This is a genomic window from Nonomuraea sp. NPDC049607 (assembly GCF_040675375.1).
Classification (GTDB): Bacteria; Actinomycetota; Actinomycetes; order Streptosporangiales; family Streptosporangiaceae; genus Nonomuraea.
Genome location: NZ_JBFAOV010000006.1, coordinates 287,153 through 314,149, shown reverse-complemented (window position 1 = coordinate 314,149; position 26,997 = coordinate 287,153). Strand labels below are relative to the sequence as shown.

The 26,997-nt window shown below is 70.8% G+C and carries 28 protein-coding genes; 17 read left to right on the top strand and 11 right to left on the bottom strand.

Annotated features, from left to right (window positions below):
• Positions 1–6: 6 nt before the first annotated feature.
• Together AB0J97_RS15355 and AB0J97_RS15350 are read left to right on the top strand one after the other, a co-directional pair.
• Positions 7–561, top strand: a complete 555-nt coding sequence (locus AB0J97_RS15355) for a GNAT family N-acetyltransferase (protein ID WP_364088592.1) — start codon at positions 7–9, stop codon at positions 559–561.
• The gene (locus AB0J97_RS15350) at positions 558–854 is read left to right on the top strand and encodes a DUF952 domain-containing protein (protein WP_357699781.1); all 297 of its coding nucleotides are present in this window, start codon (positions 558–560) and stop codon (positions 852–854) included. Before AB0J97_RS15355 ends, AB0J97_RS15350 begins: the two co-directional genes overlap by 4 nt.
• On the opposite strand, the gene AB0J97_RS15345 is transcribed toward AB0J97_RS15350, so the two are convergent.
• On the bottom strand, positions 842–1,186 hold the full coding sequence (locus tag AB0J97_RS15345) for an STAS domain-containing protein (RefSeq protein ID WP_357699783.1): 345 nt from the start codon (positions 1,184–1,186) through the stop codon (positions 842–844). The two genes, AB0J97_RS15350 and AB0J97_RS15345, sit on opposite strands and share 13 nt — an antisense overlap.
• Before the next feature lie 304 nt (positions 1,187–1,490).
• Positions 1,491–1,784: a hypothetical protein gene (locus AB0J97_RS15340; protein ID WP_364088589.1), complete on the bottom strand. Its 294-nt coding sequence runs from the start codon at positions 1,782–1,784 to the stop codon at positions 1,491–1,493.
• Positions 1,785–2,194: 410 nt separating this feature from the next.
• Here AB0J97_RS15340 and AB0J97_RS15335 point away from each other — a divergent pair, with 410 nt between their 5' ends.
• On the top strand, positions 2,195–2,425 hold the full coding sequence (locus AB0J97_RS15335) for a hypothetical protein (RefSeq protein ID WP_364088587.1): 231 nt from the start codon (positions 2,195–2,197) through the stop codon (positions 2,423–2,425).
• A gap of 47 nt (positions 2,426–2,472) precedes the next feature.
• Here the strand turns inward: AB0J97_RS15335 and AB0J97_RS15330 are convergent, their stop codons facing one another.
• Entirely contained in the window at positions 2,473–2,847 is a 375-nt protein-coding gene (locus AB0J97_RS15330; RefSeq protein ID WP_364088585.1) for a nuclear transport factor 2 family protein, read from the bottom strand.
• A 283-nt stretch (positions 2,848–3,130) separates the two neighbouring features.
• Between AB0J97_RS15330 and AB0J97_RS15325 the strand changes: the two genes are divergently transcribed.
• From AB0J97_RS15325 to AB0J97_RS15310, 4 genes are all read left to right on the top strand, one after another.
• A complete protein-coding gene (locus tag AB0J97_RS15325) occupies positions 3,131–4,831 on the top strand; it encodes an enoyl-CoA hydratase-related protein (RefSeq protein ID WP_364088583.1) in 1,701 nt (566 codons plus the stop codon).
• A 34-nt stretch (positions 4,832–4,865) separates the two neighbouring features.
• Entirely contained in the window at positions 4,866–6,377 is a 1,512-nt protein-coding gene (locus AB0J97_RS15320) for a UDP-N-acetylglucosamine 1-carboxyvinyltransferase (protein ID WP_357699793.1), read from the top strand.
• A gap of 82 nt (positions 6,378–6,459) precedes the next feature.
• Complete coding sequence (locus AB0J97_RS15315) at positions 6,460–7,512, top strand: tyrosine-type recombinase/integrase (protein WP_364088580.1); 1,053 nt, start codon at positions 6,460–6,462, stop codon at positions 7,510–7,512.
• A gap of 100 nt (positions 7,513–7,612) precedes the next feature.
• Entirely contained in the window at positions 7,613–8,131 is a 519-nt protein-coding gene (locus tag AB0J97_RS15310; RefSeq protein WP_364088578.1) for a dienelactone hydrolase family protein, read from the top strand.
• Between the two features lie 4 nt (positions 8,132–8,135).
• Here AB0J97_RS15310 and AB0J97_RS15305 read toward each other — a convergent pair whose 3' ends face one another.
• Both AB0J97_RS15305 and AB0J97_RS15300 read right to left on the bottom strand, forming a co-directional pair.
• Positions 8,136–8,387: a helix-turn-helix transcriptional regulator gene (locus tag AB0J97_RS15305; protein ID WP_357699799.1), complete on the bottom strand. Its 252-nt coding sequence runs from the start codon at positions 8,385–8,387 to the stop codon at positions 8,136–8,138.
• A 63-nt stretch (positions 8,388–8,450) separates the two neighbouring features.
• Complete coding sequence (locus AB0J97_RS15300) at positions 8,451–9,662, bottom strand: lipase (RefSeq protein WP_364088576.1); 1,212 nt, start codon at positions 9,660–9,662, stop codon at positions 8,451–8,453.
• A 176-nt stretch (positions 9,663–9,838) separates the two neighbouring features.
• On the opposite strand from AB0J97_RS15300, the gene AB0J97_RS15295 reads away from it, so the two are divergent.
• Both AB0J97_RS15295 and AB0J97_RS15290 read left to right on the top strand, forming a co-directional pair.
• A complete protein-coding gene (locus AB0J97_RS15295) occupies positions 9,839–10,978 on the top strand; it encodes a histidine kinase (protein WP_364088574.1) in 1,140 nt (379 codons plus the stop codon).
• Positions 10,975–11,637, top strand: coding sequence for a response regulator transcription factor (locus tag AB0J97_RS15290; protein WP_357699805.1), 663 nt, complete (start codon positions 10,975–10,977; stop codon positions 11,635–11,637). Before AB0J97_RS15295 ends, AB0J97_RS15290 begins: the two co-directional genes overlap by 4 nt.
• Here AB0J97_RS15290 and AB0J97_RS15285 read toward each other — a convergent pair.
• Positions 11,604–12,518, bottom strand: a complete 915-nt coding sequence (locus tag AB0J97_RS15285) for an alpha/beta hydrolase (protein ID WP_364088572.1) — start codon at positions 12,516–12,518, stop codon at positions 11,604–11,606. The two genes, AB0J97_RS15290 and AB0J97_RS15285, sit on opposite strands and share 34 nt — an antisense overlap.
• Positions 12,511–13,305 (bottom strand): MerR family transcriptional regulator, encoded by a 795-nt coding sequence (locus AB0J97_RS15280; protein ID WP_364088570.1) that lies wholly within the window; start codon positions 13,303–13,305, stop codon positions 12,511–12,513. Before AB0J97_RS15280 ends, AB0J97_RS15285 begins: the two co-directional genes overlap by 8 nt.
• A 30-nt stretch (positions 13,306–13,335) precedes the next feature.
• Between AB0J97_RS15280 and AB0J97_RS15275 the strand changes: the two genes are divergently transcribed.
• Complete coding sequence (locus tag AB0J97_RS15275; RefSeq protein ID WP_364088568.1) at positions 13,336–14,097, top strand: MerR family transcriptional regulator; 762 nt, start codon at positions 13,336–13,338, stop codon at positions 14,095–14,097.
• Between the two features lie 191 nt (positions 14,098–14,288).
• On the opposite strand, the gene AB0J97_RS15270 is transcribed toward AB0J97_RS15275, so the two are convergent.
• Positions 14,289–15,329 carry a DUF4037 domain-containing protein gene (locus AB0J97_RS15270; protein ID WP_357700089.1) on the bottom strand — a complete coding sequence of 347 codons (1,041 nt, stop codon included), beginning with the start codon at positions 15,327–15,329 and terminating at the stop codon, positions 14,289–14,291.
• 102 nt (positions 15,330–15,431) lie between these two features.
• Here AB0J97_RS15270 and AB0J97_RS15265 point away from each other — a divergent pair, with 102 nt between their 5' ends.
• The gene (locus tag AB0J97_RS15265) at positions 15,432–16,028 is read left to right on the top strand and encodes a dihydrofolate reductase family protein (protein WP_364088566.1); all 597 of its coding nucleotides are present in this window, start codon (positions 15,432–15,434) and stop codon (positions 16,026–16,028) included.
• On the opposite strand, the gene AB0J97_RS15260 is transcribed toward AB0J97_RS15265, so the two are convergent.
• Both AB0J97_RS15260 and purB read right to left on the bottom strand, forming a co-directional pair.
• Entirely contained in the window at positions 16,010–16,783 is a 774-nt protein-coding gene (locus AB0J97_RS15260; protein ID WP_364088564.1) for a GNAT family N-acetyltransferase, read from the bottom strand. The two genes, AB0J97_RS15265 and AB0J97_RS15260, sit on opposite strands and share 19 nt — an antisense overlap.
• Positions 16,780–18,210, bottom strand: a complete 1,431-nt coding sequence (gene purB / locus AB0J97_RS15255; RefSeq protein ID WP_364088562.1) for an adenylosuccinate lyase — start codon at positions 18,208–18,210, stop codon at positions 16,780–16,782. The genes AB0J97_RS15260 and purB overlap by 4 nt, the downstream gene beginning before the upstream one ends.
• 229 nt (positions 18,211–18,439) lie before the next feature.
• On the opposite strand from purB, the gene AB0J97_RS15250 reads away from it, so the two are divergent.
• Positions 18,440–18,634 (top strand): CsbD family protein, encoded by a 195-nt coding sequence (locus AB0J97_RS15250; RefSeq protein ID WP_357699819.1) that lies wholly within the window; start codon positions 18,440–18,442, stop codon positions 18,632–18,634.
• A 218-nt stretch (positions 18,635–18,852) separates the two neighbouring features.
• Here the strand turns inward: AB0J97_RS15250 and AB0J97_RS15245 are convergent, their stop codons facing one another.
• Positions 18,853–19,281: a hypothetical protein gene (locus AB0J97_RS15245; protein ID WP_364088559.1), complete on the bottom strand. Its 429-nt coding sequence runs from the start codon at positions 19,279–19,281 to the stop codon at positions 18,853–18,855.
• Positions 19,282–19,559: 278 nt separating this feature from the next.
• Between AB0J97_RS15245 and AB0J97_RS15240 the strand changes: the two genes are divergently transcribed.
• The 5 genes from AB0J97_RS15240 to AB0J97_RS15220 all read left to right on the top strand — a co-directional run bounded on the left by AB0J97_RS15240 (position 19,560) and on the right by AB0J97_RS15220 (position 26,932).
• Positions 19,560–19,718 (top strand): hypothetical protein, encoded by a 159-nt coding sequence (locus AB0J97_RS15240; protein WP_364088557.1) that lies wholly within the window; start codon positions 19,560–19,562, stop codon positions 19,716–19,718.
• Positions 19,719–20,371: 653 nt separating this feature from the next.
• On the top strand, positions 20,372–22,042 hold the full coding sequence (locus tag AB0J97_RS15235) for a TROVE domain-containing protein (protein WP_364088555.1): 1,671 nt from the start codon (positions 20,372–20,374) through the stop codon (positions 22,040–22,042).
• An 855-nt stretch (positions 22,043–22,897) separates the two neighbouring features.
• On the top strand, positions 22,898–23,434 hold the full coding sequence (locus tag AB0J97_RS15230; protein ID WP_364088553.1) for a pentapeptide repeat-containing protein: 537 nt from the start codon (positions 22,898–22,900) through the stop codon (positions 23,432–23,434).
• Positions 23,435–23,662: 228 nt separating this feature from the next.
• Entirely contained in the window at positions 23,663–25,747 is a 2,085-nt protein-coding gene (locus AB0J97_RS15225) for a prolyl oligopeptidase family serine peptidase (protein ID WP_364088551.1), read from the top strand.
• Between the two features lie 612 nt (positions 25,748–26,359).
• A complete protein-coding gene (locus AB0J97_RS15220) occupies positions 26,360–26,932 on the top strand; it encodes a hypothetical protein (protein ID WP_364088549.1) in 573 nt (190 codons plus the stop codon).
• The last annotated feature ends 65 nt before the right edge of the window (positions 26,933–26,997 follow it).

Sequence of the window (26,997 nt, the reverse complement as noted above, 5' to 3'; positions counted from 1 at the left end):
CCCCCCGTGCTCACACCCGAATACCCCATCACCACCCCCCGCCTCCACCTACGCCCCTTCACCCCCGACGACCTCGACGCCCTCCACGCCTACGAATCCCGCCCCGACGTCGCCCGCTACCTCTACTGGGAACCCCGCGACCGCCACACCACCGCCACCTTCCTCGACAAGAAGATCACCCGCCACAGCCTCCACGACGAAGGCGACGCCCTCGACCTCGCCATCACCCTGCGCACCACCGGCCAGCTCATCGGCAACACCCTGCTCATCTGGACCAGCAGACAACACCGCCAAGGCGAGATCGGCTACGTCCTGCACCCCGACCACCACGGCCACGGCTACGCCCCCGAAGCCGCCCGCCACATGCTCGACCTCGGCTTCACCCACCTCGGCCTCCACCGCATCACCGGCCGCCTCGACGCCCGCAACAAACCCTCCGCCCGCGTCCTGGAAAAACTCGGCATGCGCCACGAAGCCACCCTCGTCGACAATGAGATCGTCAAAGGCGAATGGACCAGCGAAACCATCTACGCCATGCTCGAAACCGAATGGACCCCATGACCGTCCACCACCTCGCCCTGCAAACCGACTGGGAACACGCCCAGCAAGCGGGGGAGTACCGCATCTCCACCCTCGGCCACACCCTCGACGACATCGGCTTCATCCACCTCAGCCGCGACCACACCCAGCTGCGCACCGTCCACGACACCTACTACACCGCCGTCACCCAGCCGCTCCTCGTCCTCGACATCGACCCCACCGGCCTGGACATCCGCACCGAGAACGGCTACCCCCACCTGTACGGCCCCCTCCCGCTCACCGCCGTCACCGCCACCCACCCCTACACCCCCTGACCGCCCGTCCACCCCATCGACCGGAACAACCGCAACACATGCGGCGGCGTCCCCACCACCTGCGTACGCCCCGCCCGGCACGACAGCACCAGCAGCCGCGCCCCCTCCACCCCCAGGAAAGCCAGCCCGCTCACGTCCACCACCAGCGACTCGTCGATCCGCCGCGCCCGCTCCAGCGCCTCGGCCAGCGCCGCCTGGTTGGTCGCGTCCACCTCGCCCACCAGCGAGATGATCGACGGCCCGGGCATCGGGCAGCACGTGATGCGCAACTGGTGGTCGACGTAGAGGAGTTGGGGGAGGGACGCGCACCCGAGGGGGTCCGGGGTATTCACGACAAAGCCGCCATTCCCGGGCTCTCACACGCCCGGCTTCGCAAACAGGGGAGTGGACCGTGGACCGTGCGGCCGGTGAGCCCCACCGAGGCCGCCACCCCCCAAGGACCAGGGCAGCCCCACCGAGGCCGGAGGGGTTTCACGCCCCCCATTCACACACCCGCACCCCGACAGCATAGAGCAGCCGTCCGACCGCCGTGCGTAATCACCGGGATCTCCAGAACGGGACGACCAGCGCTTTTAAGGACGATTTACCCAAACCAAACAGAATCCACGTTCTGTACGGTATGAGCAGTTTGTCCAGCTAGAGGCGGTTCACGAAGCGGGAGGCGGCCCGCTGGCTCATGCCGGTCTCGCCGCGCACCAGGAAGACGGCTTCCTGGATCTGGCCGACCGCCTTCAACTCGCGGGCCTGGTCGACCAGGTCGACACTGGGGTTGGGGCGATTTCGGGGGCTCTTGGTGAGCCGGACGGCCAAGATGATCAGCCAGATGACGGCGGCGACGATGACGGCGGTGAGTGCGACGAGGCCGGCCGTCGAGGCCACCAGGGCCGTCGGCGCCGTGAGGATCAGGCTGGACGTCGTCAGGCTGGACATGGCAGGAATCTGCCCGGCGTGTGACCGTTCATGCGGGGTGTTTTTGCCGGGTCGTGGCGTGTGGCTGGTTGCTCGATAATGAACATTATGTCAAGTAGATCGGATGGAGGGCCTCCTCCGCCTTCCGGTCACGGCCCGGGGGCGGCCTCGGGCCGGCGGGCGTTGCTCGTGGGGAAGCTGTGAAGTTTTTTCTGCCGTTCCCGCCCCCGTCGTGATCTTGGCGGCCGGATTGGGGTGCGGCGTGATCTGGGGTTTCGTGGGTCCGGCGGTGCTCCCCTGGGTGCTGACGGGGTGTTTGACGCTGTGTTGATTCGCTGTCTTTGTCATGGTGGGTGGATTTAGGGTAGAGCTCCTGCCTATTCGCTCAGCGAGAGGAGCAGCACGTGGGGACCGAATCGGTTTTATGTCCGGTGTGTCAGGGGGTTCTGCCCGCTTCGGGCAGGGAGGCGTACACCCCGCTGCGGGGCCGGTTGATCGTGACGAACGGGTACTGCGCGGGCGGGCACGCCGAGGGGCGTGCCGAGGCGGCGCAGGTCGAGCAGGTGGAGCAGGTGGAGCAGACGCGGCAGGTGGCGCGTCCGATGCCGGCCCAGCCTGTGGTGCAGGGTGTGGTGGCGCCGGTGCCGATGGGGCGGCGCTGAGTTTCGGCTGAGTCTCCGCCGTGTCCCCACCGCGTCTCGGCCGTGTCTCATCGGTGGCCGGGGGTGGTGTGCCAGTAGTCGCGGGTCTGTACGGCCAGCCCGTCGGGGTTGAAGCGGGCGAAGACGCAGCCCGCGAGGGTGACGGGGTGGCCGTTGTCGAGGGCGTGGACCCGGTATTCGATGGCGGCCTGGTCGCCGTCGACGATGGGGGTGGTGAAGGTGACGTGGGGGTCGCTTTCGCCGGTGAAGGATTGCCGGATGTAGTCGGCGATGGCGTGTTTTCCGTGGTGGGGTGGGCGGAAGGGCATGCTGGTGTGGGTGGCGTCGTCGCTGTAGAGGGCGATGATGGCGGTGGTGTCGTGGTGGGTCCAGCCGTGTTGCCAGGTGTCGGCGAAGTGCTGGGCGGCTGTCTGGGTGTCCATGGGGACCATTGTGGGCGGGTTGGGGTTCCTGGTCGGGGTTGAGGTGGTCTCCCCCGCCGGGATTTTCCGGGCATATCAGGGCAATATGGCTGCTCAGCGCAGGTGTCTGTGGTGATTTGTCAGCATCGGTGGAAGATTCGTGTCAACATCTAGAGATGTCTGGGCCTCATGGGACTGCCGTTGACGGCGGTACTGGTGGTGTTCCTCCGGTCGCGATCGGTTGACACCCCCGCTCCCCCTTTGCCCGCTGCCCCTTTGACGTCTCCGCGAAGGAAGTTCCGCGTTGCGTATCCTGCTCCTTTGTTCCTCGTTCAACGGCCTGACCCAGCGTGCCTGGCTGGAGCTGCGGCGGGCCGGCCATGACGTGAGCGTCGAGCTGGCGGTCTCGGAGCAGGCGATGGTGGAGGCGGCCGAGCTGGCCAAGCCGGATCTGGTCATCTGCCCGTTCCTGAAGGAGCGGGTGCCGCAGGCGTTGTGGCGCGGGCACCGTACGGTGATCATCCATCCGGGGCCGCCCGGTGACCGCGGGCCCTCCTCGCTGGACTGGGCGATCGCCGAAGGCGAGCGCGAGTGGGGGGTGACGGCGCTGCAGGCGGTGGAGGAGATGGACGCGGGCCCCATCTGGGGGTGGCGGACGTTCCCGATGCCGCCGGAGCCGCCGCGCAAGTCGGCGCTGTACAACGGGCCGGTGGCCGACGCGGCGGTGGAGCTGGTGGCGGAGGTGGCGGTCAAGGCGGCCGACCCGTTGTTCGCGCCGGTGCCGCTGGACTACCGCTCCCCCGAGGTGACGGGACGGTTGCGGCGTGCGATGCGGCATGCCGACCGGGAGTTCTCCTGGGAGCAGCCGGCCGAGGAGATCGTGCGGGTGGTGCGGGCGGCCGACGGTTCGCCGGGCGGGCGGGCGCGGTTGTGCGAGCTGCCGGTGCGGGTGTTCGACGTGCACCGGGGTCCCGATCTGGCGGGTGCGCCGGGGGCGGTGGCGGCGCGGCGTGAGGGGGCGGTGCTGGTGCACGCCGGTTCCGGGACGGTGTGGGTGGGTCATCTGCGCCTGGAGGAGGGCGGGGTGAAGCTGCCGGCGTCGATGGTGCTGGGTGAGCGGCTGACGGGGGTGGGTGAGCGGGCCGGTTACCGGGAGATCGCCTATGAGCGGGGCGAGGACGTGGGGGTGGTGAGTTTCGACTTCTACAACGGCGCCATGTCGACCGATCAGTGCCGGCGGCTGGCGGCGGCGTTGCGGTACGCGGCGGCGCAGGACACGCGGGTGCTGGTGGTGCGCGGTGGTGAGGTGTTCTCCAACGGCATCCATCTGAACGTGATCGAGGCGGCGCGTCATCCGGAGCTGGAGGCGTGGATGAACATCAACGCGATCAACGCGGTGTGCCGGGAGATCGTGGCGTGCACCTCGCAGCTGGTGGTGACGTCGATCGCGGGGAACGCGGGGGCGGGCGGGGTGATGATGGGCCTGGGGGCCGACCGGGTGATCGTGCGGGAGCCGGTGGTGCTCAATCCGCATTACCGGACGATGGGGTTGTTCGGCAGTGAGTTCTGGACGTACGTGCTGCCGCGGCGGGTGGGGGCCGAGCGGGCGCTGGAGCTGACCGGGCGGGCGTTGCCGGTGGGGGCGTCGGAGGCGGTGGAGCTGGGGCTGGCCGACCGGGCGGTGGGCGGGTCGCGGCAGGAGTTCGAGCGGCGGGTGCTGGATTACGCTCATCGGCTGGCCCAGGACCCCTCCTATGAGGGGTTGCTGGCGGCGCGGCGGCAGGTGCGGGAGGCCGATGACCGGCGTAAGCCGCTGGACGCCTATCGGGCCGAGGAGCTGGCGGAGATGAGCCGGGACATGTTCGACGATCGTCACGGGTTCCGGGCGGCGCGGCGGGCGTTCGTGGGGAAGGTGAAGGCGTCGGCCACTCCCCCGCATCTGGCGGGTGTTCGGGAGTTGTCCGGCGCGTCGGACCCCTCGGTCCCGTTCGCATCTCATATGTGAGATATGGTCTCGTGTTGTGGCAGATGATTATCTTGTGCGGATCGGCAGGCTCATCCGGGACGCGCGTCAGCATCGCGGTTGGACGCAGCTTCAGCTGGCCGACGCGCTGGCGACGAGTCAGAGCGCGGTCAACCGGATCGAGCGCGGCAACCAGAACATCAGTCTTGAGATGATCGCCCGGATCGGGGAGGCGCTCGACAGCGAGATCGTGTCCCTGGGGTATGCCGGTCCGATGCATCTGCGGGTGGTGGGCGGGCGGCGGCTGTCGGGCAGCATCGACGTCAAGACGTCCAAGAACGCGTGCGTGGCGTTGCTGTGCGCGTCGTTGCTGAACAACGGCCGGACGATCTTGCGTAAGGTGGCGCGGATCGAGGAGGTCTACCGGATCCTGGAGGTGCTGGCCTCGATCGGGGTGCGGGCGCGGTGGATCAACGAGGGCAACGACCTGGAGATCGTGCCGCCGGCCCGGCTGGAGCTGGAGGCGATGGACACCGAGGCGGCCCGCCGTACCCGTAGCGTGATCATGTTCCTGGGTCCGCTGATGCACCGTACGGGCCAGTTCCAGATCCCGTACGCGGGCGGCTGCGACCTGGGTACGCGTACGGTGCAGCCGCACATGTCGGCGCTGAAGCACTTCGGGCTGGACATCACCGCGACGGGCGGTTTCTACCACGCCAAGGTCGACGGCGGGGCGGCTCCGGCGCGGCCGATCGTGCTGACCGAGCGCGGCGACACCGTGACGGAGAACGCGCTGCTGGCCGCGGCCCGTCATCCGGGGGTGACGGTGATCCGCAACGCCTCCTCCAACTACATGGTGCAGGACCTGTGCTTCTTCCTGGAGCAGCTGGGCGTGCGGGTGGAGGGCATCGGCACCACGACGCTGACGGTGCACGGGCTGGCCTCCATCGAGCGGGACGTCGACTACTCCCCTTCGGAGGACCCGGTCGAGGCGATGAGCCTGCTGGCGGCGGCGGTGGTGACCAGTTCGGAGCTGACGATCTGCCGGGTGCCGGTGGAGTTCCTGGAGATCGAGCTGGCGGTCCTGGAGGAGATGGGGCTCGACTGCGACCGGACGGGTGAGTACTGGGCGGCCAACGGGCGTACCCGGCTGGTGGACCTGACGGTGCGGCCCTCCAAGCTGGCCTCCCCCATCGACAAGATCCATCCGATGCCGTTCCCGGGGCTGAACATCGACAACGTGCCGTTCTTCGCCGCGATCGCGGCCGCGGCGCAGGGGTCGACGCTGATCCACGACTGGGTCTATGACAACCGGGCCATCTACCTGACGGAGCTGACCCGGCTGGGCGCCTCGGTCAAGCTGCTGGACCCGCACCGGGTGCTGGTGGAGGGGCCCACGCGCTGGCGCAGCGCGGAGATGATGTGCCCGCCGGCGCTGCGTCCGGCGGTGGTGGTGCTGCTGGCGATGATGGCGGCCGAGGGCACGTCGGTGCTGCGCAACGTGTACGTGATCAACCGCGGCTACGAGGACCTGGCCGAGCGGCTGAACGCGCTGGGGGCCCGCATCGAGACCTTCCGCGACATCTGATTTTCGTCGGTGGCGGCCGCTACCGTCTCCTCTGCAGGCAACATCATCTGCATGCGTCGCCGAGATGTGAGGAGGGGAGCCGGTGCGGCCCGCGGAGCTCGACAGGTTGACGGTGGGACAGGCGGCTGACCGCTACGTGGAGCTGGTGGTGGCCAAGACGTCCACGGGGGCGCTGTCCCCGGCCACGGCCGAGGTCTACGCGCGTGACGTGGCCACGCTGGTGGCGCTGGCCGGCGCGGAGGTGGTGCTGGACGACCTGACCGGCGAGGACGTCGATGCGATCTTGCTGGCGTTCGCACGCAAGCCCGACGCGCGGCAGGCGGCGGCCCCCGGGCCAGGGTCGGGGCCGGGTCCGGGGTCGGGGCAGTCGCCGTCCTCGCAGGCGCGGTTCCGGCGGTCGATCTCGGCGTTGTTCAAGCACGCCACGCTGGCCGGGTGGGTGCAGATCAACCCGATGACGGCGGCCACGGTGACGGCCAAGCAGCGGGGCGGGCTGCGTCCGGAGCGGCGGGCGCTGACGCGGGAGCAGGCCCAGGGGCTGATCGGGGCGGCCCGGCAGTTGCGGGAGGCGCCCGAGCAGGACGGCAAGCGGCGCGACCAGCGCACGCAGCTGCGTGACGCGGTGATCGTGCTGCTGCTGTCGACGGTGGGGCCGCGGGTGTCGGAGCTGGTGCGCGCCAACGTGGAGGACTTCTACACCAACGACGGGGTGCGCTACTGGCGGATCTTCGGCAAGGGCGGCCGTACGCGTGACGTGCCGCTGCCCGACGACGTGGCCGAGGTGTTGCAGGCCTATCTGGCGCGTGGCCGGGGGCAGGTGGCCGGCGCCGACGGTGACAAGGCGCTGCTGCTGTCGTGGCGGGGGCGGCGGCTGGCGCGGGGTGACGTGCAGGCGGTGATCGACCGGGTGCAGCGGCACGTCGATCCCGACCAGCGGCGTTCGGTGACCCCGCACGGGCTGCGGCACACCACGGCCACCCATCTGCTGGCCGACGCCGTCGACATGGACGCGGTGCGGCGGGTGCTGGGGCACAGCGACCTGTCGACGCTGGGGCGCTACCGCGACGAGCTGCCCGGGGAGCTGGAGGTGGCCATGCGGTCGCATCCGCTGCTGCGTGACAAACCCTCCCGATGAGCAGTCACCGGCCTTGCACGGGCCGGTGATCGGGCCGGTGATGGCGGCCACCGGTCCGGTGATTGGCCGGGAGGCGGGCGGGGCTGGTTGGCTCGGCGGCGTGAACGCACAGATCACCACCGGATGGGTGGACATCGCAGGCATGACGGCCTACACGGCCCTGCCCGTGGGAACGCGGCGGCCTGTGGGCGTGCTGGTCGCCGGTGAGATCTTCGGGGTGAGCCGGTACGCCCGGCGGATGCCCGACCGGCTGGCCGGGCTCGGACACGTCGTGTGCTCGGTGGCGGGCGAGCTGGGGTTGTCGGCGGCGGTGGCGCTCTACCCGGGCTGGCTGACGGGCACCGACCTGCCGCTCAGCCGGCCGGAACCGACACTGGAGCCGGCCGCGCGGGCGCCGGGACGGCTGGTGGTGCTGCTCGGCGCCGACGACCCCATCATCGACACACGCCAGCAGGAGGCGATCGGCGAGCGGCTGGAGACGGTGGTGTATCCGGGCGCCGGCCACGGGTTCGCCGCCGACGAGCGCGACAGCTTCCACCCAGCCTCGGCGCGCGAGGCCTGGCGGCTGATCGAGGAGGTGCTGGACCAGGTGCGCCGCTCACTGCAGACGGCCGGCTGACCTTTCAGGTGCGGGCGGGGGTGGCGCGCACGGCCAGACGGTCGAGGGAGATGCCCAGCACGTCGGCCAGCGAGGCGATGGTGAAGAACGCCGGCGTGGCGATGCGCCCGGTCTCGATCTTGCGGAGGGTCTCGGCGGACATGCCGGCGGCGGCGGCGATCTCGACGATGCTGCGCTCGCCTCGGGCCTGACGCAGCATGTGGCCGAGCTGCTCGCCGCGCAGCCGCTCCTCGGGGGTCAGCGGGGATCGCACCATGCCCCCAGCCTACACCCCCGGGATACTTATACCGGTATTGTTATCGCCCCCGCGGGGGTCGGGTCAGGGGATGCGGGACACCTCCGGGAAACCACCACCCGACCCCTCGAACAGGCGCGTCGCCTTCCCCCGCAGGTGCAGATCGAAGAACGCCCCGACATAGGCGCGCTGAGCCGCCACCGACCGTCGCGCATCGATCGTCCCGACGAAATCGGCCACCGCCACCCCGCCCTTGGGCAGCGCCGCGGCGACCTGCGGCAGCAGCGCCTGCAGGTCGGTGAACGAACCGTGCGCGGCGCCCTTGAACCGCAGCTCCCGCTTCCACCCGGTCGAGGCCCGCCAGAACGACCTCCAGCTCGGCTCGCTCTCCCGCGTGTGCGCCTCGGCCGCCAGCTGCAGGAACGGCCTGGCCACCCCGGTGACGGCCACAGGCCCCACATAACCGCCGTCCAGATTGACCCCCGCCACCACCCGCCGGTCGTCGTGGACGAGCTGGGCCGCCACCGACCCGCCCAGCGACTGCCCCAGCGCCCCCACCCGCGACAGATCCGGCGCACCCCGCAACCCGGCGGGCAACGCCACACCCCCGATCGCCTCCCCCCGCCCCAGAGCGGCGACCCGATCCAGCACGAACCGCATGTCGGCCAGCCGCGCCCGCGCATGCCGCTCCAGCAACCCGGCGATGACCCGCGGCGTCAGCCTGGCCGGCAACGGCAACGCCCGCACCACCCGCCCACCGGGGAACTCCACCTGATCGGCCTCAAAGGTGTGATCCACCGTGACGACGAGATAGCCACGCGAAGCCAGATCCTGCACCAGCGCCGTGCCCAGCGTGCGCGGCCCGCCGTCCCCCGAACCGAACAGCACCACGGGCAGCCTGCCTCCGCCGCGCTCCACCGGCGCGCCGGAACGCGCCGCGGTGACGGTGGCGGCCCAGTCGACCGCCCCCTTGGCGATCCCCATGGGCGGCGCGGAACGACGATCCCAGTCGGCGGCGGCCAGCGGCGCCATGTGCGGGGCCGGTGGCAGCGCGCTGCGCGCGGCCGGGTACCACAAACTGACCATCAGCTCCCGATACCGCTTCGACCTCACCAGCGGGTCGGGACGCGACCGGTCGACCAGGCGCACGGCCACCGTCCCCACCGGGAGAGGACCAGCGGGCGCGGGCAGGGTGAGCGTGACCGCGGGCCGCCCTTGCTGCTCCTGCACGGCGGTGGCGGGCGCGAGGGCCAGGGCGGCGACGGCCAGATGAGCCGCGTACGTCATCACGGACATGCCGGTTCTCCTCCAACGGAACGACAACGGGGATGTGCGCCGACACTGGCAGCCGCGCCCGCCGACCGGCCAGCGGCCACAGGCTGACCTGCGGGTACGACTTTCGGATGAGAGCCCCCGATGTTCATCCCCGAGGAGGATGGGGGGCGCCACGGCCCGGCCTCTAGGGTGGGCGCATGAACCCGGCCGCCCGCCTGACCACGACGATCCGCTCGGTGCCGCCCACGGCCGCCGACGCACTGCTGGCCGCCGTCATCTTCACCGTCACACTGGGCCCCGGACGGGTGACCGAAGGCGGCCCGCACACGCTCGCGCTCCAGGTCGCCCTGGTGGCGCCACTGGTATGGCGGCGGCGCGCCCCGCTACTCGTCCTGTGCGCCACCGGCGGCGCGGCCGCCCTCCAATGGGTTGCCGGCGTGCAACTCCCCGCCGACGCCGCCCTGCTGGTCGCGCTCTACACGGTCGCCGCCCACCGCCCCTGGCGGGCCGCGCTGGCCGCCACGCTCGCACTGGAGACCGGCGTCGTGCTGGCCGCCACCCGCTGGGCGCCACCGGGACAGACGCCGTTCACGGTGGCCGCGCTCAGCGCGATGTCGGCCGCCGCCCTGGCCGCCGGCCTGTGGACGCGGGCACGGCAGACCCACCTCACCTTCCTCGAACGCGACCGCGACCAGCGGGCCCGCCTGGCGGTCGCCGAGGAACGCGCCCGGATGACCCGCGACATGCACGACATCGTCACCCACAACCTGTCGGTCATGGTGGCCCTGGCCGACAGCGCCGCCTACGTCCACGACCGGGCACCCCGCCAGGCCGCCGCCGCCATGACCCAGATCGCCGACACCGGCCGCCAGGCACTGCGCGACATGCGCCGCTCCCTCGGCGCCGACCAGGGGGCCGACCAGGAGGAGGCCGCCCTCCACCCGGCGCCCGGCGTCGCCCAGCTCCACCCCCTGGCCGACCGCATGCGCGCCGCCGGCCTGCCGACCCGCCTCCACATCACCGGGAACCCCGCCGACGTCCCCGCCGCGGCCCAGCTCACCCTCTACCGGCTGGCCCAGGAGGCGCTGACGAACACGCTGCGGCACGCCCCCGGCGCCCAGGCCCACGTCCAGGTACGCCTCACCCCCGCGCGGGCCGACATCGAGGTCACCGACGACGGCCGCCACCCCACCACCCCCCAACCCGCCGGGAGAGGACTGGCCGGGATGCGCGAACGCGTCACCGCCTACGACGGCACCCTGCACGCCGGCCCCGCCCCCGGCGGCGGCTGGCAGATCACCGCCACCCTCGACCTGACCGGCCCGGACACACCATGACCATCCGGCTGCTGATCGCCGACGACGAAGCACTCCTGCGCATGGCCTTCCGCATGATCCTGGACGCCGAACCCGACCTCCACGTCGCCGGCGAGGCCACCGACGGCGACCAGGCCACCCGCCTGGCCCGGCACCTGCGCCCCGACGTCGTCCTCATGGACGTCCGCATGCCCGGCCTCGACGGCATCCAGGCCACCCGGCAGATCGCCCGCGACTGCCCCACCTCCCGCGTGCTCATCCTGACCACCTTCGACCTCGACGAGTACGCCTTCGCCGGACTCAAAGCCGGCGCCGCCGGATTCCTGCCCAAGAACACCCCGCCCGCCGACCTGCTCAGCGCCATCCGCAACGTCGCCGCCGGCGAAGCCGTCCTGTCGCCACGCGTCACCCGCCGCCTGCTGGAGAAATTCGCCCCCCAGCTCACCCCAGACCCCCGCGAACAGGACCGGCGGCTGCGACAGCTCACCGCCCGCGAACACGACGTCCTCGTCCAGGTGGCACGCGGACTGTCCAACGCCGAAGTAGCCGCCTCACTGCACCTGGCCGAAGCCACCGTCAAGACCCACCTCAGCCGCGTCCTGCTCAAACTCGGGCTGCGCCACCGCGCCCAGGTCGTGGTCTTCGCCTACGAGAGCGGACTCGTCCGCCCCTCCTCCTGACCCCGCTCCGCCCGCTCCACCAACGCGGCGATCCGCGCGCTCACCAGCGGCCACACCCCCGGCGGGAACCCATGCCCCATGCCGTCCACCAGCAGGAACTCCGCCCCCGCGATCGCCTGCGCCGTGGCCCGCCCACCGGCCGGATCGGCGACGGCATCGGCCGCGCCATGGATCACCAACGCCGGCACCGCCACCCCGCCCAACCCCTCCCGCCGGTCACCCGACCCGATCACCGAGGCCGCCTGCCGCAACATGCCCGCCAGCGACCAGCCCCGATCCCACACCCGCCCCGCCAACGCCCGAACCGCCTCCACATCGGCCGCCACACCACCGGTCACGGCCCCGGCCACCATCCGCTCCCCATACAACTCCCGCGTCGTCGGCGGCGGCCCGGCAACAGGCGGCGGAACCCCCGGACGCGGCGGCGGCGTCATCCGGTCACCGGCGGTGGACATGATCGACGTCAGCGACCTGACCCGGCCCGGATGCCCGATCGCCACCGCCTGAGCGATCATCCCGCCCAGCGAGGCGCCCACCAGATGCACGCCGTCCAGCCCCAGAACATCCAGCAAGCCCACCGTGTCGGCCACCAGATCGTCCAGCGTGTACGCCAGCGACGACAGATCACCCGCCAGCGCCGCCCCGAAATCCGGCTCCCCCGCACCGTCGAACGGCGTCGAGCCCCCGCAGTCACGACCGTCGAAACGGATCACCTGCAGGCCATGCCCCACCAGCGCCGCACACAACCCGTCAGGCCAGCTGATCAACTGCCCGCCCGCCCCCATGATCAGCAACACGGGCGGCGCGGCCCGATCCCCCAGCCGCTCGTACACGATCTCCACCCGGGAAGGCCCCACCCCGAACGCCCGCTCCTCACCCATCCGCTCCCCCCTCCTCCCGCACCGGAACCAGCAGATCCGTCACCAGCTCCTCAACCGGCGTGCACGCCGGATCCGACACGTACACCTCCCGCAAAGGCCCGCTCACCGCCAGCCCCCGCTCGGCACACCACGCCAGAACGGCATGCACCGTCAACGAGATCTGGTCATAAGGCCCCACATGAGTGGCACGCGCGAACACCCCACCCGGCAACACCCCCACCTCGGCCCCGCCACCGGGCTCCGCGTCACCTTCCAGAATCAACCCCACCCGGACCTGCACCACCTCGCCCACATCCACCGGGAACAACCCCACCAACCGAACCGGCCCCCGCACCCCCTCAAGCAACCGCGCCACCGCCGCGGACGTAGCCCGCCCCACATCCTCCAACCCCGCCGCCCGCTCACCCACGAACGCCGCCCGCCACCCCGGCTCCCGCACCAACCCCACCTCAGGCGCCGGCAACCCCTCAGCCAGCACCCGCTCCAACGACGCCAACGTCCGCCGCCGCCGCGCCAACTCCGCCTCCAACGACACCCGGACCGACTCCAGCGCCCCCGTCTCCCCCGACAACACCCGCCCCACCACCGGCAACGGCACATCCAACGACCGCAACAACCCGATCGACAACGCCTCCCGCGCCTGCCCAGCCCGGTAATACCGATAACCCGTCCCCGCATCCACATACGCCGGACGCAACAACCCCAGCTCGTCGTAATGCCGCAACTGCTTCACACTCAACCGACCAAGCCGCGCGAACTGCCCAATCGACAGCAACTCCTCATCCACCAGCACACACCCTCACGTAACGTCAGACCCATGACCCTGTCCATCGGCCAAGTCGCCAAACTGGCCGGCATCACCGTACGAACCCTCCACCACTACGACGAGATCGCCCTCCTCACCCCCAGCCAACGCACCACCGCCGGCTACCGCCGCTACACCGACCACGACCTCCTCCGCCTCCAGCAAATCCTCCTCTACCGCGAACTCGGCTTCCCCCTCGAAGAGATCACCGACATCCTCGACCACCCCCACACCGACGAACTCACCCACCTCCACCGCCAACACGAACTCCTCACCCGCAAAGCCCAACGCCTCCACCACGTCATCACCAACGTCGAACGCGCCATCCACGCCCACACCCAGCGCATCACCCTCACCCCCCAAGAGCGCTTCGACATCTTCGGCGACTTCCACCCCGAAGACCACCAACCCGAAGTCCAACGCCGCTGGGGCCACACCGACACCTACGCCGAAAGCCGCCGCCGCGCCGCCACCCACACCAAAACCGACTGGCTCCACCTCACCACCGAAGCCGCCGCCATCGACGACGACCTGCGGGCCGCCCACACCCGCGGCCACGCCCCCGACAGCCCCCACGTCATGGACATCGCCGAACGGCACCGCGCCCACATCACCCGCTGGTTCTACGACTGCACCCCCGAACACCACCGGCGCCTCGGCGACCTCTACGCCACCGACCCCCGCTTCACCGCCCACTACGACCGCCTCGCCCCCGGCCTGGCCGCCTACTACCGCCAAGCCATCCACGCCAACAGCGCCCGGCAGCAGAAGTAGACAGGCCCGCGTGACCCCGCCGTTCGCCGGCCCGGGGAACGCTCAACCACCAGGACTGCCAGCACAACAACGAGAACCCCGCGACGGACACCCCACAGACTGAGGAGCGCCGCCCTCCTGACCTCGACGATGGGCTTGTGCTGCTTACCTTATGATCTTGTGCGAACCCATCGGCTTTACAATGTAGATTCCTAAGCTCCGAGATCCAGAGCCGCGGCCGTGAGCGCCCGCGCCCGGCGCGGTGAGGTCACCAGCTCCACCGTGTCCGACAACTGATCGATGCACCCCGCCACCGGCAACCCCCTGATCACCGGGTCCGTCACCGACTCCATCAGCGCCCGCGCGAACCGCTCCCCGCCGATCACCTGGAACGGCCGGTCGAAGAACCCCCGCACCCCCTCCTCCAGCCGTCCGGTCAGCGCCATGCGGTTCTGCAGCGCGGCCAGCCGTCCGTAGGCCGCCGTCAGGCCCTGCTCGCGCTCCCGGAACGAGCGCGCCGCCATCGCCGCCTCCAGCGCCTCGCCCAGCTCGGCCGAGCCCGGCAACCGCGCCAGCGCGCTGCCCAGCCATTTGGCGTACGGCGGATAGCGGCGCCGCAGCAGCAACGCCAGCCGCATCACCTCCCGCGCCAGCCGCGCCCCCACCACGGCGGAACCGAGCTCGTCCCCGACCTCCGCGCACCGCCCCGGGAACGGCTCCTCCTGGCCGATGCGCTGCCACTGACAGGCCAGGACGTAGCGCCACACGTCCTGCGGATACCAGCGCAACGCCTGCCGGACCGCCTCCAGCCCCTCGCCCGGCAGACCGTCGCAGAACACCTCGCCCCCCGTCACCTCGGCCAGGCTCTGCCACGGCACGGACAACCAGTCCAGCAGCGACACCCCCTGGCGCGGGTCGAACCCGAGCCGTCCCACCAGCCACTCCCCCAGCTCGGCGACCACGACGCCCGGCTGGCGGACCCCGTGATACTCGAAGACCGTGTCAAAACCGCCGAACCGGTCGGGCAGCCCCGCCGTGACACGCTCGCGTACCGGCTCCACCTGGCCGGCGGGCACGAACAGCAGGACCCGCGGCCCCCAGTCATGGTCGGCCGAGCGGGCCGTGTCGAACTCGAGCACCTCCGACCCCGGGCCGATCAGCGCGGCGCTGTGCCGCACCCCGGGCAGCAGCGGCGCCACGACCTCGCCGTAGAAGGCGCGAGAAAGCTCAATACCAGGCACAAAGTTGGACATCACGCCGTCAACTCTGCACGAGCACCGCCCGAACCTCACCCGGTTTTCCCGCCGCCGGTGACAGCGTGGTCCGCGACCGGACACGCCAGGGGGAGGGACCCGTTGAGCAAGGTCGTCGCCGACATCTCCGTATCGCTGGACGGCTACGTCACCGGCCCCGACCCCGGCCTGGAGCACGGCCTCGGCACCGGCGGCGAACTCCTGCACGCCTGGGCCCGCCAGCCCACCGACGTCGACGCGCGCGTCCTGGGCGGCGCTGTCCGCGACACCGGAGCGGTCATCATGGGACGGCGCACCTTCGACGTGGTCGACGGCCCCTACGGCTGGGGCGACCCGCTCGCCTACGGTTCGGCCCGCGACCAGCCGCAGGCGCCGCCCGTGTTCGTCGTCACCCACGTCCCGCCCTCGGCGGTACGCCGGCCCGAACTGTTCACCTTCGTCACCGACGGCCCCGCCGCGGCCGTCGAGCAGGCCCGCCCCGTGGCGGGGGACGGCGACATCGTCATCATGGGCGGCGCCGACCTGATCGGCCAGGCCGCCGACGAGGGGCTGCTCGACGAGTTGCGCCTGCACCTGGTGCCGTTGCTGCTGGGCGCCGGCACCCGTCTGTTCGCCCGGGTACGTCCGCGCCAGTGGGAGCCGGTCGAGACGCACTTCTCCCCGCTGGCCACCCACCTGACCTATCGCGCCATCATCTGAACCCCGGCGGGATCGGGGCCGGTCACCTGGCAGGCCAGCACCGGCCTGCGGCGGTACCCGATCCGCTCGTACACCTTGATCGCCGCGGTGTTGACGTCGTCCACCATCAGGGCCGCGCGTCCGTGCGTGGCCACGAGCTGGGACGACACCCACCCGCACACCCGCTCGGCCAGCCCCCGCCCGCGGAAGCGGGCGGCCGTGGCGACCCCGGCCAGCAGCCCCACCGACGGCGCGGACCACGCGTCGGCCGCCACCGCCGCCAGCTCGTGCCCCACGCGCACACCGGCCCACCGCCGCACGCCGGGCGCACCCGGCACCGCGTACGACGTGGGTGCGTCACCGGCCAGCAGGGCCGCGACCTCCTGGTCGGCCTCACCATCGAGCCAGCCGACCTCCGGCGGCGGCGCGGCGGGCGCGGCCTTGAGGCTCATCCAGGAGAACGCGCCGCTCTCCCGCACGCCCTCCAGCCCCGCCGCCACCCGCCGCATCAGCTCGCGCTCGCCCAGCGGCCGGAAGGTGGGGCCCAGCTCGGCCAGCGCGTGCCGGACCAGTTCGACGGCGTCGTCCGGATCGTCCGGGTCGCCCCACACCGCCAGCCGGTCGTGCAGGGAGATGCGCGGCGCGCCGGCCACCACCGCGTTCCCCAGCGCCCAGGCGCGGGCCTGGCCGCGCAGGTCCTGGGCGGTCCACATGACCAGGTCGTCGTCGCCGCACGCGGCGCGCAGCACGTCCAGGTCGCGCAGCCGGTGGATCACAAGATCTCGCCGGGCCGGTACGCGGCGGCCTCCGGGTGCTCGGTCACGACCTGGGACACCAGCCGCACCAGCTCCTCGACCTGCGAGGCGGCCGCGCCGGTGAAGGACACCCGGTCGGCCAGCAGCGCCTCCAGCTCGCCGCGGTCCAGCGGGAAGCGCTCGTCGCCGCCCAGCAGGTCCAGCAGCTCGTTGGACGCGCCCCGCGACCGCATCGCCAGCGCCGCGGCCACCGCGTGCTCCTTGATCAGCTCGTGGGCCTGCTCGCGCCCCACGCCGGCGCGGACGGCGGCCATCAGCATCTTGGTCGTGCCCAGGAAGGGCAGGTAGCGGCCCAGCTCGGCCGAGATCACCGCCGGGAACGCGCCGAACTCCTCCAGCACGGTCAGCATCGTCTCCACCAGCCCGTCGAAGGCGAAGAACGCGTCCGGCAGCGCGACCCGGCGCACCACCGAGCACGACACGTCGCCCTCGTTCCACTGGTCGCCGGCCAGCTCGCCCACCATGGAGGCGTAGCCGCGCAGCACCACGGTCAGGCCGTTGACGCGCTCGCAGGAGCGGGTGTTCATCTTGTGGGGCATCGCCGAGGAGCCGACCTGCCCCTCCTTGAACCCCTCGGTGACCAGCTCGTGCCCGGCCATCAGCCGGATCGTCTTGGCCAGCGAGGACGGCGCGGCGGCCAGCTGCACCAGCGCCGAGACCACCTCGAAGTCCAGGGAACGCGGGTAGACCTGGCCGACGCTGGTCAGCCGCCGCGAGAACCCCAGGTGGGCGGTGACCTTGTCCTCCAGCTCGGCCAGCCTGTCCTGCCGGCCGCCCAGCAGGTCGAGCATGTCCTGGGAGGTGCCGACGGGGCCCTTGACGCCGCGCAGCGGGTAGCGCGCGATCAGCTCCTCCAGCCGGTGGTAGGCCACCAGCAGCTCGTCGGCGGCCGAGGCGAACCGCTTGCCCAGCGTCGTGGCCTGCGCCGCCACGTTGTGGGAACGTCCGGCCATGACCGTGGCCGTGTGCTCCCCGGCCAGCGAGGCCAGGCGGGCCAGCAGCGCCACGACGCGGTCGCGTACCAGCAGCAGGCTGTCGCGGATCTGCAGCTGCTCGACGTTCTCGGTCAGGTCGCGCGAGGTCATGCCCTTGTGCACCTGCTCGTGCCCGGCCAGCGCGTTGAACTCCTCGATGCGCGCCTTGACGTCGTGGCGGGTGACGCGCTCGCGCGCCGCGATGGACTCCAGGTCGACCTGCTCGACGACCTTCTCGTAGTCGGCTATCGCGCCGTCGGGCACCGCCACCCCGAGCTCGGCCTGCGCCCGCAGCACCGCCAGCCACAACCGCCGCTCAGCGATGATCTTGTACTCGGGAGACCACAGGCGGGCCAGCCCGGGTGAGGCGTAGCGGGCGGCCAGGACGTTCGGGATGCGCGGCTTGGAAGTCACGTTGGACAAGTGTATTCACACCCCGTTACCGGCACCGCATCCAGTCCGCACGGCCCGTCCCGCGCCTGCGGTCACCGCGGGGGTCACCGGTTCCCATGCGGCCCCGCCGGCCTCGCGAACGGCCCCTGACCAGCACCGTCCTGCATACGGCCGGACCGGAACCATGTTTCCTCCTGTCCTGGCCGGTAAGTACAGGAGGTCGCGAGGAAACGACCAGAAAGGCATGAACATGAGCACCGACGACAAGATCCGCAACAAGGCCCAGGAGCTCAAGGGACGCGCCAAGAAGAACGTCGGCGACGCCACCGACAACGAACGGCTCCAGGCCGAAGGCCGCGCCGACCAGACCAAGGGCGGCCTGAAGCAGGCGGGCGAGAAGGCGAAGGACGCCGGCAAGAAGGTCAGGGACGCCTTCAAGAAGTGACCGCACGCTCCTGGCTGTGAACCGCGCCGGCCACCCGCCGCCGCCTGGGACGGACAGACACCGAACCCGCCGTGCCGCGATCGGCTGCCGCAGATCGGCTCGATGTTGCCGATCCGCAGCAGCCGACAGGCCGCACGGCGGGTCACGCCGACTCCGCACCGCCTCCGCCCGCCTTCCGGCCTACGAGACCGTCGCCGGACGCCGGCTGTCGCACTCCGCTAGCTGTTGCACTCCCTGGACAGGACCTTGCCGGTCTTGGCGTCCGTGCAGGTCTTGCAGGTACGGTTCGGGCTCGCCGGGAGCGGTTCCTTGGTGGTCGTGCACTCGCGCTCGGTGGACTGCTCCTGCTTCTGGGTCTTCTGCTCGCAGTACTGCTTCTTGAACCCGCCGCCCTTCATGTCACGGCAGTAGTAGCACCTCTTGTTGCCCTCCTCCAGCCACTTGCACTTCGGAGCGCGACCGGTGGCACTGGCGGCGGCACTGGCAGCGGCACTGGCAGCGGCACAGTCGGCGAGCGCGACGGACGTGGTGGGCGTGGTGGGCATGGTGGCGCCGGTGTGGGCTTGGGCCCCCAGCGCCTGCGAGGCCATCGAAGGGGCGAGGGCGGCAGCGACAAGGGCGCTGACAGCGCATGCTTCCTTGAACACGTTTCCTCCCGCAGAACATCTTCCTCTGGCCCCTCCATCGTGGCCCGCCATTGTGGGGACGCGTCAATACACAAGCCCGGAATTTATTCTCCGCCGCCGAACGCATGTCTTCACCCTAAACGCTGAATCGCATTTCTCGTACGCCGCCGAAGCCGTCATCAGAAGCCTTCTTTGCTTTTCCTGGCCGCTTTATCTCGTCGCTCTGCCGTACGCTTCACACGTGTTTCCCGGCCCTGACATGAGCCAGGCTCACTTACGCCTTCTCGTCCGGACAGCCGATGGGCTGGTCCGACCTCACCGGATGCTCCGACATCCCCGTCAACGGCACCCCAGGGGCAGTTGGCGGCGCACAGGTGACCACCCGCGCCGTCATCCACGAGAGCCTCGCCCGCTTCAGGACGCTGTTCGACCAGAGCGTCACCTTCAACGACGCGTAACATCCCGCAGCCTTTCTGCACCGGCACGACGACCAGCCGCGCGAGATGTTCTCCGTGCCGTCCGGCAGGTGGTGGTGATCGCCAGAAAATGGATCGAAGTCCGACGACTGATCCGCTAGCGTCTGTTTCGCAAGTCCCCCTCAGATCCGTCGGGTCTGGTGAGGGCACGGGTCGAAGTTCGTCGGTTACCACTTCTAATGGGGCGGTCGCAGGTTCGAGTCCTGCCCGGGGCCAACGCTCCGGTAGCTCAGTCGGCAGAGCACCTGAACGCCGGTGAACGTCCCACATCCGTGTCCTCTCCAGGCCTCGCCGGTCCGTCAAGTCAGCATGGCCCGGTGGCACGGGTCGAATCCGGTCGGTTACCACAGGGTTCGATTCCTTCCGGCCCCTCCTCATGGGGCCGGCCGCCCAGATCGGCTGGGCACCCGGGCGGAAACCCCACATCCGTGCCGTCGGCCGGCTGGCGACGGAATGACGGCGGGTCGACGTCGTTCGGTCATCTCCGGCACCGGCGGTCGCGGGGTTCGAGTCCCCGCTGCGCGAGAACTCGCGCAGCGGTGGAGCTCCGGTCCTGACCCGGTCGACGCACCCATGTCCGCCGTTCCATCACATCCGCCGCCTGGCGGGTCGAACACCCTTGTGGAGGCACATCCATGACCCGCAACCGTGACCCTCTGGCCGGCGTCTCCGCCATCGCGACGCCGCAGACCCGGCCCATCCCCGGTCGCCCCGACCAGGTTCGGAACGCGGCAGGCGGCCACGTCTTCGCCAAGGACGTGTGGCGCAAGCTGGAGGACTTCCTGATCCTCGGCACCACCGGCGGCACCTACTACGTGGGCGCGGACAAGCTGACCGCCGACAACGCCGGCGTGTTGTTCCAGGCGATCGCCGAGGACGGCCCCCGCGTGGTCGAGCTGCTGACCGCGATCTCCACGGCGCGTCCGCCCCGAGCGCCGAAGCAGCGTCCGGCCCTGTTCGCGCTGGCCGCCTGCTACGCCAAGGGCGACGCCGACACCCGCCAGGCCGCCAAGGTGGCCCTTGCCAAGGTCGCTCGCACGACTGACCATCTGGCCCAGTTCTTCGGCTACTACAAGAACCTGGGCGGTAAGGCGACCGCCCGCGGTGTCGCGCCGACGGCGGGCCGTTCGCTGCGGACCGCGCTGGGCTCGTGGTTCCTGAACGGGACCGCCGACGACGTGGCCTTCAAGGCGTGCAAGGCCCGTCAGCGCAGGACCCCGCAAGGTGAGGCGTTCGACCTGCGCGACGTTCTCCGCATCGCCCACCCGGCAGCGGACGGAGAGCAGCGCAGGACCCTGTTCGGGTGGATCGCCGGCAACGTGGGCGACGAGCGGGCGCGCGAGGCGCTGCCCGCGGTGGACCGGTTCCTGACCGCGAAGGCCGTCACGAGTCCGTCCGAGGCGGTACGGGTCGTGACCGCGGAGAAGGTGCCATGGGAGTTCCTGCCCGACGCCATGCTGCGCGAGCCCGCCGTGTGGGAGGCCCTGATCGAGACGGTCGGCATGACGGCGCTCATCCGTAACCTGGCACGGATGACCCGCCTGGGCACGCTCACGCCGACCGCGGCGGCGACGTCGCGTGCGGTGCTGCGGCTCACCGACCGCCAGGCGGTCCTGCGGGCCCGCATCCACCCCATGGACGCCTGGCTCGCCCTGCGCGTCTACGCCTCCGGGCAGGCTCAGCCGAACCCGCGCACGGGCCGCCAGACCTGGCATCCCGTCCCGGCCATCCTGGACGCGCTGGAGGAGACGTACGAGGCGGCGTTCGGCACGGTCGAACCGTCCGGGAGGCGACTGCTGGTCGCGGTGGACTCCTCCGGCTCGATGAGCTGGGGCGGCGGCGTCCGGCTGGGCGGTTCGCCGATCGGGTCGCCGTACGAGGTCGGCAACGCCATGGCGGTCATGCTCGCCCGCATCGAGCGCGGCAACGTGCACGTCATCGACGTCGACACCGGCGTCCACGCCTCGAAGGTGACCCCTCGCACCAACCTGCGTGAGATCGCCTCATGGCAGCCGTCCGGCGGTGGCACCGACCTATCCCTGCCGTTCCGGTGGGCGCGCGAGCAGCGCATGCGGACGGACGGGATCGTCGTCTTCACCGACAACGAGACGTGGGCGGGCCGGGCTCACCCGTCGCAGGAACTGGACGCCTACCGCCGTACCGTGGCCCCGGGGGCCCGCGTGATCGTGGCCGCGATGACCGCGGCGGGTTACTCGATCGGCGACCCCCAGGACGACGGTGTGCTCAACGTGGCAGGCCTGGACGCCTCACTGCCACTGATCGTCAACGGCTTCCTCCGAGGCTGACCGAGTTCTGGCTCCTCCCCAGGGTCCGGCAGCGCCTGCACGAGGTGCTGCCGGACCGGTGCCGAGCGGCGCACGCCCTGAACTTCTCCCGCCGGAAAGGGCGAACTACGGCAAGCCGCAGCTCCGCTGCCTTTCATGGTGGACATGATCTTCGCAGGCGCAGGGAACGCCGGCGGCCAAGAGCGGCACGTGCACGCGGGAGAATCTCATGTCGGTTAATTCGATCTCGCTGGACGACCTGCCGGCCCGTCAGGAACAAGCGGCTCTGCTGTCCACAGTCGAAGCCATATCGGACAAGCCGGGCCACATCAAGGTGACGCCCTACATGCGCGACGCCGGCTGCCTCTGCTCCCACGCCGTCGCACTGCCGCGCGAGGAGATCGCGTCCATCACCATCACAGATCAAACGCACGACTGCTGCGGCAAGACCTTGACCGTTGTGCCGGTGATCCGAGCGACCTCATCGGGGGAGGCTCACGCACATTGCACACCTCCTTCATGGGGGTCACGATCCCGTCACTCCATACCTGCGCATGCCGTGGAAAGCGCCGGACGTCCAGGACCGGTCCCAGCAGGTCCGCGCCGCCCAGCGCGCTGCCCGTACCCCGGCTTCGGGCCGTGCTCAGGCGCGGGCGGGCAGGGACCCCAACGAGGAACGACAGGTCCGGCTCACCGCCCAGCGTTTCCTCACCGACCACCTACGCTGCTACCGGCGCCCCTGGTGGCAGCGCCGCACCGCCGTCAACCCGCACTACTGGCCCGGCATCAGCCTCGATCTCACCGGTGCCGTGCTCATCTCCTTCAAGTTGACCTCCTGCCGGATGCACCGGGCGCACTTCAGCGAGGCGCTCTTCCTTGGGGACGCCGACTTCAGGGGGGGCGACCTTCACCGGCGATGCCTGGTTCAGCGGGGCGACCTTCACCGGCACCGTCGCGTTCAACACCACGACCTTCACGCGCTCGGCCGACTTCAAGGAGGCACGGTTCACCGGTGTCCACGTCTTCTTCAACGGAGCGACCTTCACCGGCGAGGCCACGTTCAACGGAGCGATCTTCGCGAGCCATACCGACTTCGACGGGGCGATCTTCGCCACCTACAGCCGCTTCAATGGGACCGCCTTCACTCGTGGTGCCACGTTCAGTCGGGTGAGCTTCGCTGACAACCCCGGGTTCAACCACACCCGGAACTCGCGCATCTACGTAGCGAATGCGCGGATTGGCAGGCAAGAGTGGGCAACAGCCTCGAACGTGGTGACCGGCCCCGCCGGTGAAGTACTGAAGCCCACCCATCCGCCCGCCGAGAAGGCCCCGCGCTCCCGGAGCCACGGCGAGGGGCAAAGTAACTCGCCGGCAACTTGGCCGGCTCGTGACGCCCTCTCCACAGCCGCCTGACGACCTGCCGTCCGCCGCCCGGGCCCGCGGCCGGATCGGGGGCCGGCCCACCGTGGTCAGGCCTGAACTCCTGCGGGCGGCCCGGGACCCGCTGCCCGACCCTGAGCGCTCCATCACCTCGATCGCGCGCCTGCTCGGCGTGAGCCCCGGCACGCTCTGCAACCACCAGCCGACCGGCGGCGCTGGATCCGATAAGCCGCTGGATCTCCGGCATATGATCATGCGCCTATGAGCGACATCACCGAACCCGCGATCGCCCGGGTGGACGTCGTGCGCGAGACCCTCCACGGCCTCACACTCGAAGACCCCTACCGGTGGATGGAAACCGAAGGCGAGGAGTTCCACCACTGGCTGGACGGCCAGGCCAGGCACGCCCGCGAGCACCTGGACGCCCTGCCGCACCGCGCCGGCCTGCTGACCCGGATCCGCGAACTGGACAGCGCGCTCACGCGGTACTTCGGCCTGGTGATGGCAGCCGACAAGGTCTTCGCCCTGGTACGCGAGCCGGACGCCCGCGTACCGGTGCTGACGGTGACCGAGGCCGACGGAGCGAGCAGGGTCCTGTTCGACCCCGGCACGGTGCCCGGCGACGGGCATCACACCATCGACTGGTACGTGCCCTCCCCCGACGGCCGCCACGTCGCCTGCGCCGTCTCCGACTCCGGGTCGGAGGACAGCTCCATCCACGTGATCGACGCCGACTCGGGGGTTCTCCGGGAGACGATCCCGCCCACGACCCGTTTCGCCTTCCTGAGCTGGCTGGAGGACGGCCGGTCGTTCGTCTACCACCGCTACGCGGAACAGCACCGCTTGGACAGCCGCTCCTTCCTGCATCGGCTGGGCGCCGACCCGGCGCAGGACACGGTGGTGTTGGCCCGCGGCCTCAACCCCCACGTCGAGCTGACCCCGCGGGACCGGCCTTTCCTGGTGGTGCCGCCGCACGGCGAGTGGATGCTGGCGATCGTCTCCCACAGCGCGCTCAGCCCCTGGCCCTGGACCAGCGAGCAGCTGAGCGACTGCACGGTGTACGTGGCGCCGCGCGCCGGGCTGGCCGACCCGGCCGCCTGCCCGTGGCGGAAGGTCGCGGGCGCAGCCGACGGCGTAACCGCCTTCGCCACCAGCCACGACACCCTCTACCTGGTCTCCCATCGGGACGCACCGCGCTCCCGCGTGCTGGCCGTTCCGCTTGCCGCACCCGATCTGTCCCGAGCCCGAGTGGTCGTACCCGCAGGTGAGCGGGTGGTGGAGTCGGTGCGGGTGGTGGGCGACCGGCTGCTGGTGCGCGATCTCGACGGCGGCGTCAGCCGGGTACGGCACGTACCCCTGTCCGGCGGCGAACCCGCCGACCTCCCGATGCCGGTCGACGGCGCCATCGTGGAGTGGACCACCCACCCGACGCGGCCCGAAGCCCTGCTGCTGGTGGCCGGCTGGACCCACGCGCCGCGGCTCTACCGCTACGACGGCCGGTCACTCCAGGACACCGGGCTGGCGCCCCGCTCACCGGTGCACTTCGGCGACGTGCACGTCCGTACTCTGCACGTGCCCGCGAGGGACGGGACGCCGATCCCGCTCACCGTCATCCACCACAAAGACCTGAAGCTGGACGGCGACCACCCGGCCGTGCTCACCGGCCACGGCTCCGGCGGGCTCATCGACCTGCCGGAGTTCCGTCCCGAGATGCTCGCCTGGTACGAGCGTGGCGGCGTCTACGCCGTCGCGCACCTGCGCGGTGGCGGCGCCTACGGCCGCGAGTGGCACGAGGCCGGGCGCGGCGAGCGCAAGGAGGCCACCATCACGGACTTCATCGACTGCGCCGAGCATCTCATCGCCCTCGGCTACACCCGTCCGGGTCGGCTGGCCGGCGAGGGCATCAGCGCCGGCGGCATCCCCACCGGCGGCGCGTTGGTGCGGCGCCCCGATCTGTGGGCGGCCATGGCGATGCGGGTGCCGACGGTGAACGCCACCCGCAACGAGTTCACCGAGAGCGGGCCGATCAACGTGCCCGAGTTCGGCAGCGTCACCACTGAGGAGGGCCTGCGTGCCCTCCTGATCATCGATGCCTACCTGCGGGTCCGGGACGGCGTGCCGTACCCGGCGGTGCTGCTGACCACCGGCCTGCGCGACGCGCGGGTGCCGCCGTGGCAGCCGGCGAAGCTGGCCGCCCGCCTGCAGGCGGCCACCGCCTCCGGCCGGCCGGTGCTGATGCGCGTCGAGGAGCACGGCGGGCACGGCGCCGGCTCGAACCGAGACCAGGAGCAGGCCCTGCTCGCCGATGTGCTGGCCTTCATCCTGCACGCGTCCGACGGGTCATGACGACGACAGACATGTCAGGTACGGCACGCGCACGCCCCCTCAGCCACGTCGCGGCCCGGTCGATCCCGGGTTGTGTGTGACGCTCAACCTCCATCCCGACCGCCCGGTGGGCGAGTCGGCGATCCTCGACAGGCCGGCAAGGACGGCGTCTACCAGTCCCGGTTCGTCACTGAGACCGGCAACGGCGGCCTGACCGCCCATCCCGGCGGGGACAGGCGTCTGACGTGGCGTGGTGCCCTGCCGGCTGTCGCAGCCGGACGGCAGGTCGTCGAGGGGAAGGCCCTGAGATGCGGTGAGGACGGGCCGCCTGGGCGAAACCTGGCGCGGGTGCACAGAGGGCAGGGTCGGACGGTCGCGTCCGGGTCCAGTTCATGCAAGTCCGGAGCCCGCTCGCCTCACCTGGGACCGTTTGCCCAAATATGAGCGCCAGCCCCTATTTGTCGCCGAATATCTGAAATGATTGCTTTTTTATTTGCCTTTCGATACTCCTTACCTTCCACAGAAAACTCGCGCGCTTTATCGCTACATCGAAGGGGGTACCTCAAACGCGCAACCATTTAGGGCCAGCTCTTGGCCCCTTTCGTTCGAATCCGGCATCTACAGGGGAAACACGTGGCTCAACACCAGAGCGGGCGCGCTTCGCACCCACTCAGCATCACACGTACGCTGGCGTTCGCCGTTGCCGCTACGGCGACCAGCGCACTCACGGCTCTTTCCATTCCAGCGCCGGCCTCTGCCGACGTCCAGACGACATCGGTCGTCAGCGGTCACGGCCTCGCGGATGCCAAGGTCGCGAAAGCAAACCATCGCTCCTTCCCCCTCGGGGTGGACGACGACAACGCTGTCGCGATCGACTCGGCCTTCCAGGGGGACCCGGAGGACGAGGAGAGGCCCCCGACCAAGTTCGTGGGGGTCGTTCGGGAGGACAAGGTACTGATCAGGGATCCGCGGTCGACCCCACGGTGGCACGACCTGTCCTCGCGGCTGCCCAGGAACTTCGGCCGCCTGGTCGACATCACTCTGGCTGCGCCCGACGAGGGGACGACAGTGCACGTCACCGTGCTCAACGCACACTCCCGCATTGCGCAGAGCACGTGCGTCGTCTTCCCGCCTCCGGGCACCATGACGACGCGGCCCTGGCCTGCCAACTGCAGCCCCTTCGTCGACATCACGCCGCCCGCCTGAGCCGACCGGATCTGATCCGCTGACGCCACTTGCCGTGCCCTGGAACGTCCGGGGCACGGCATTCA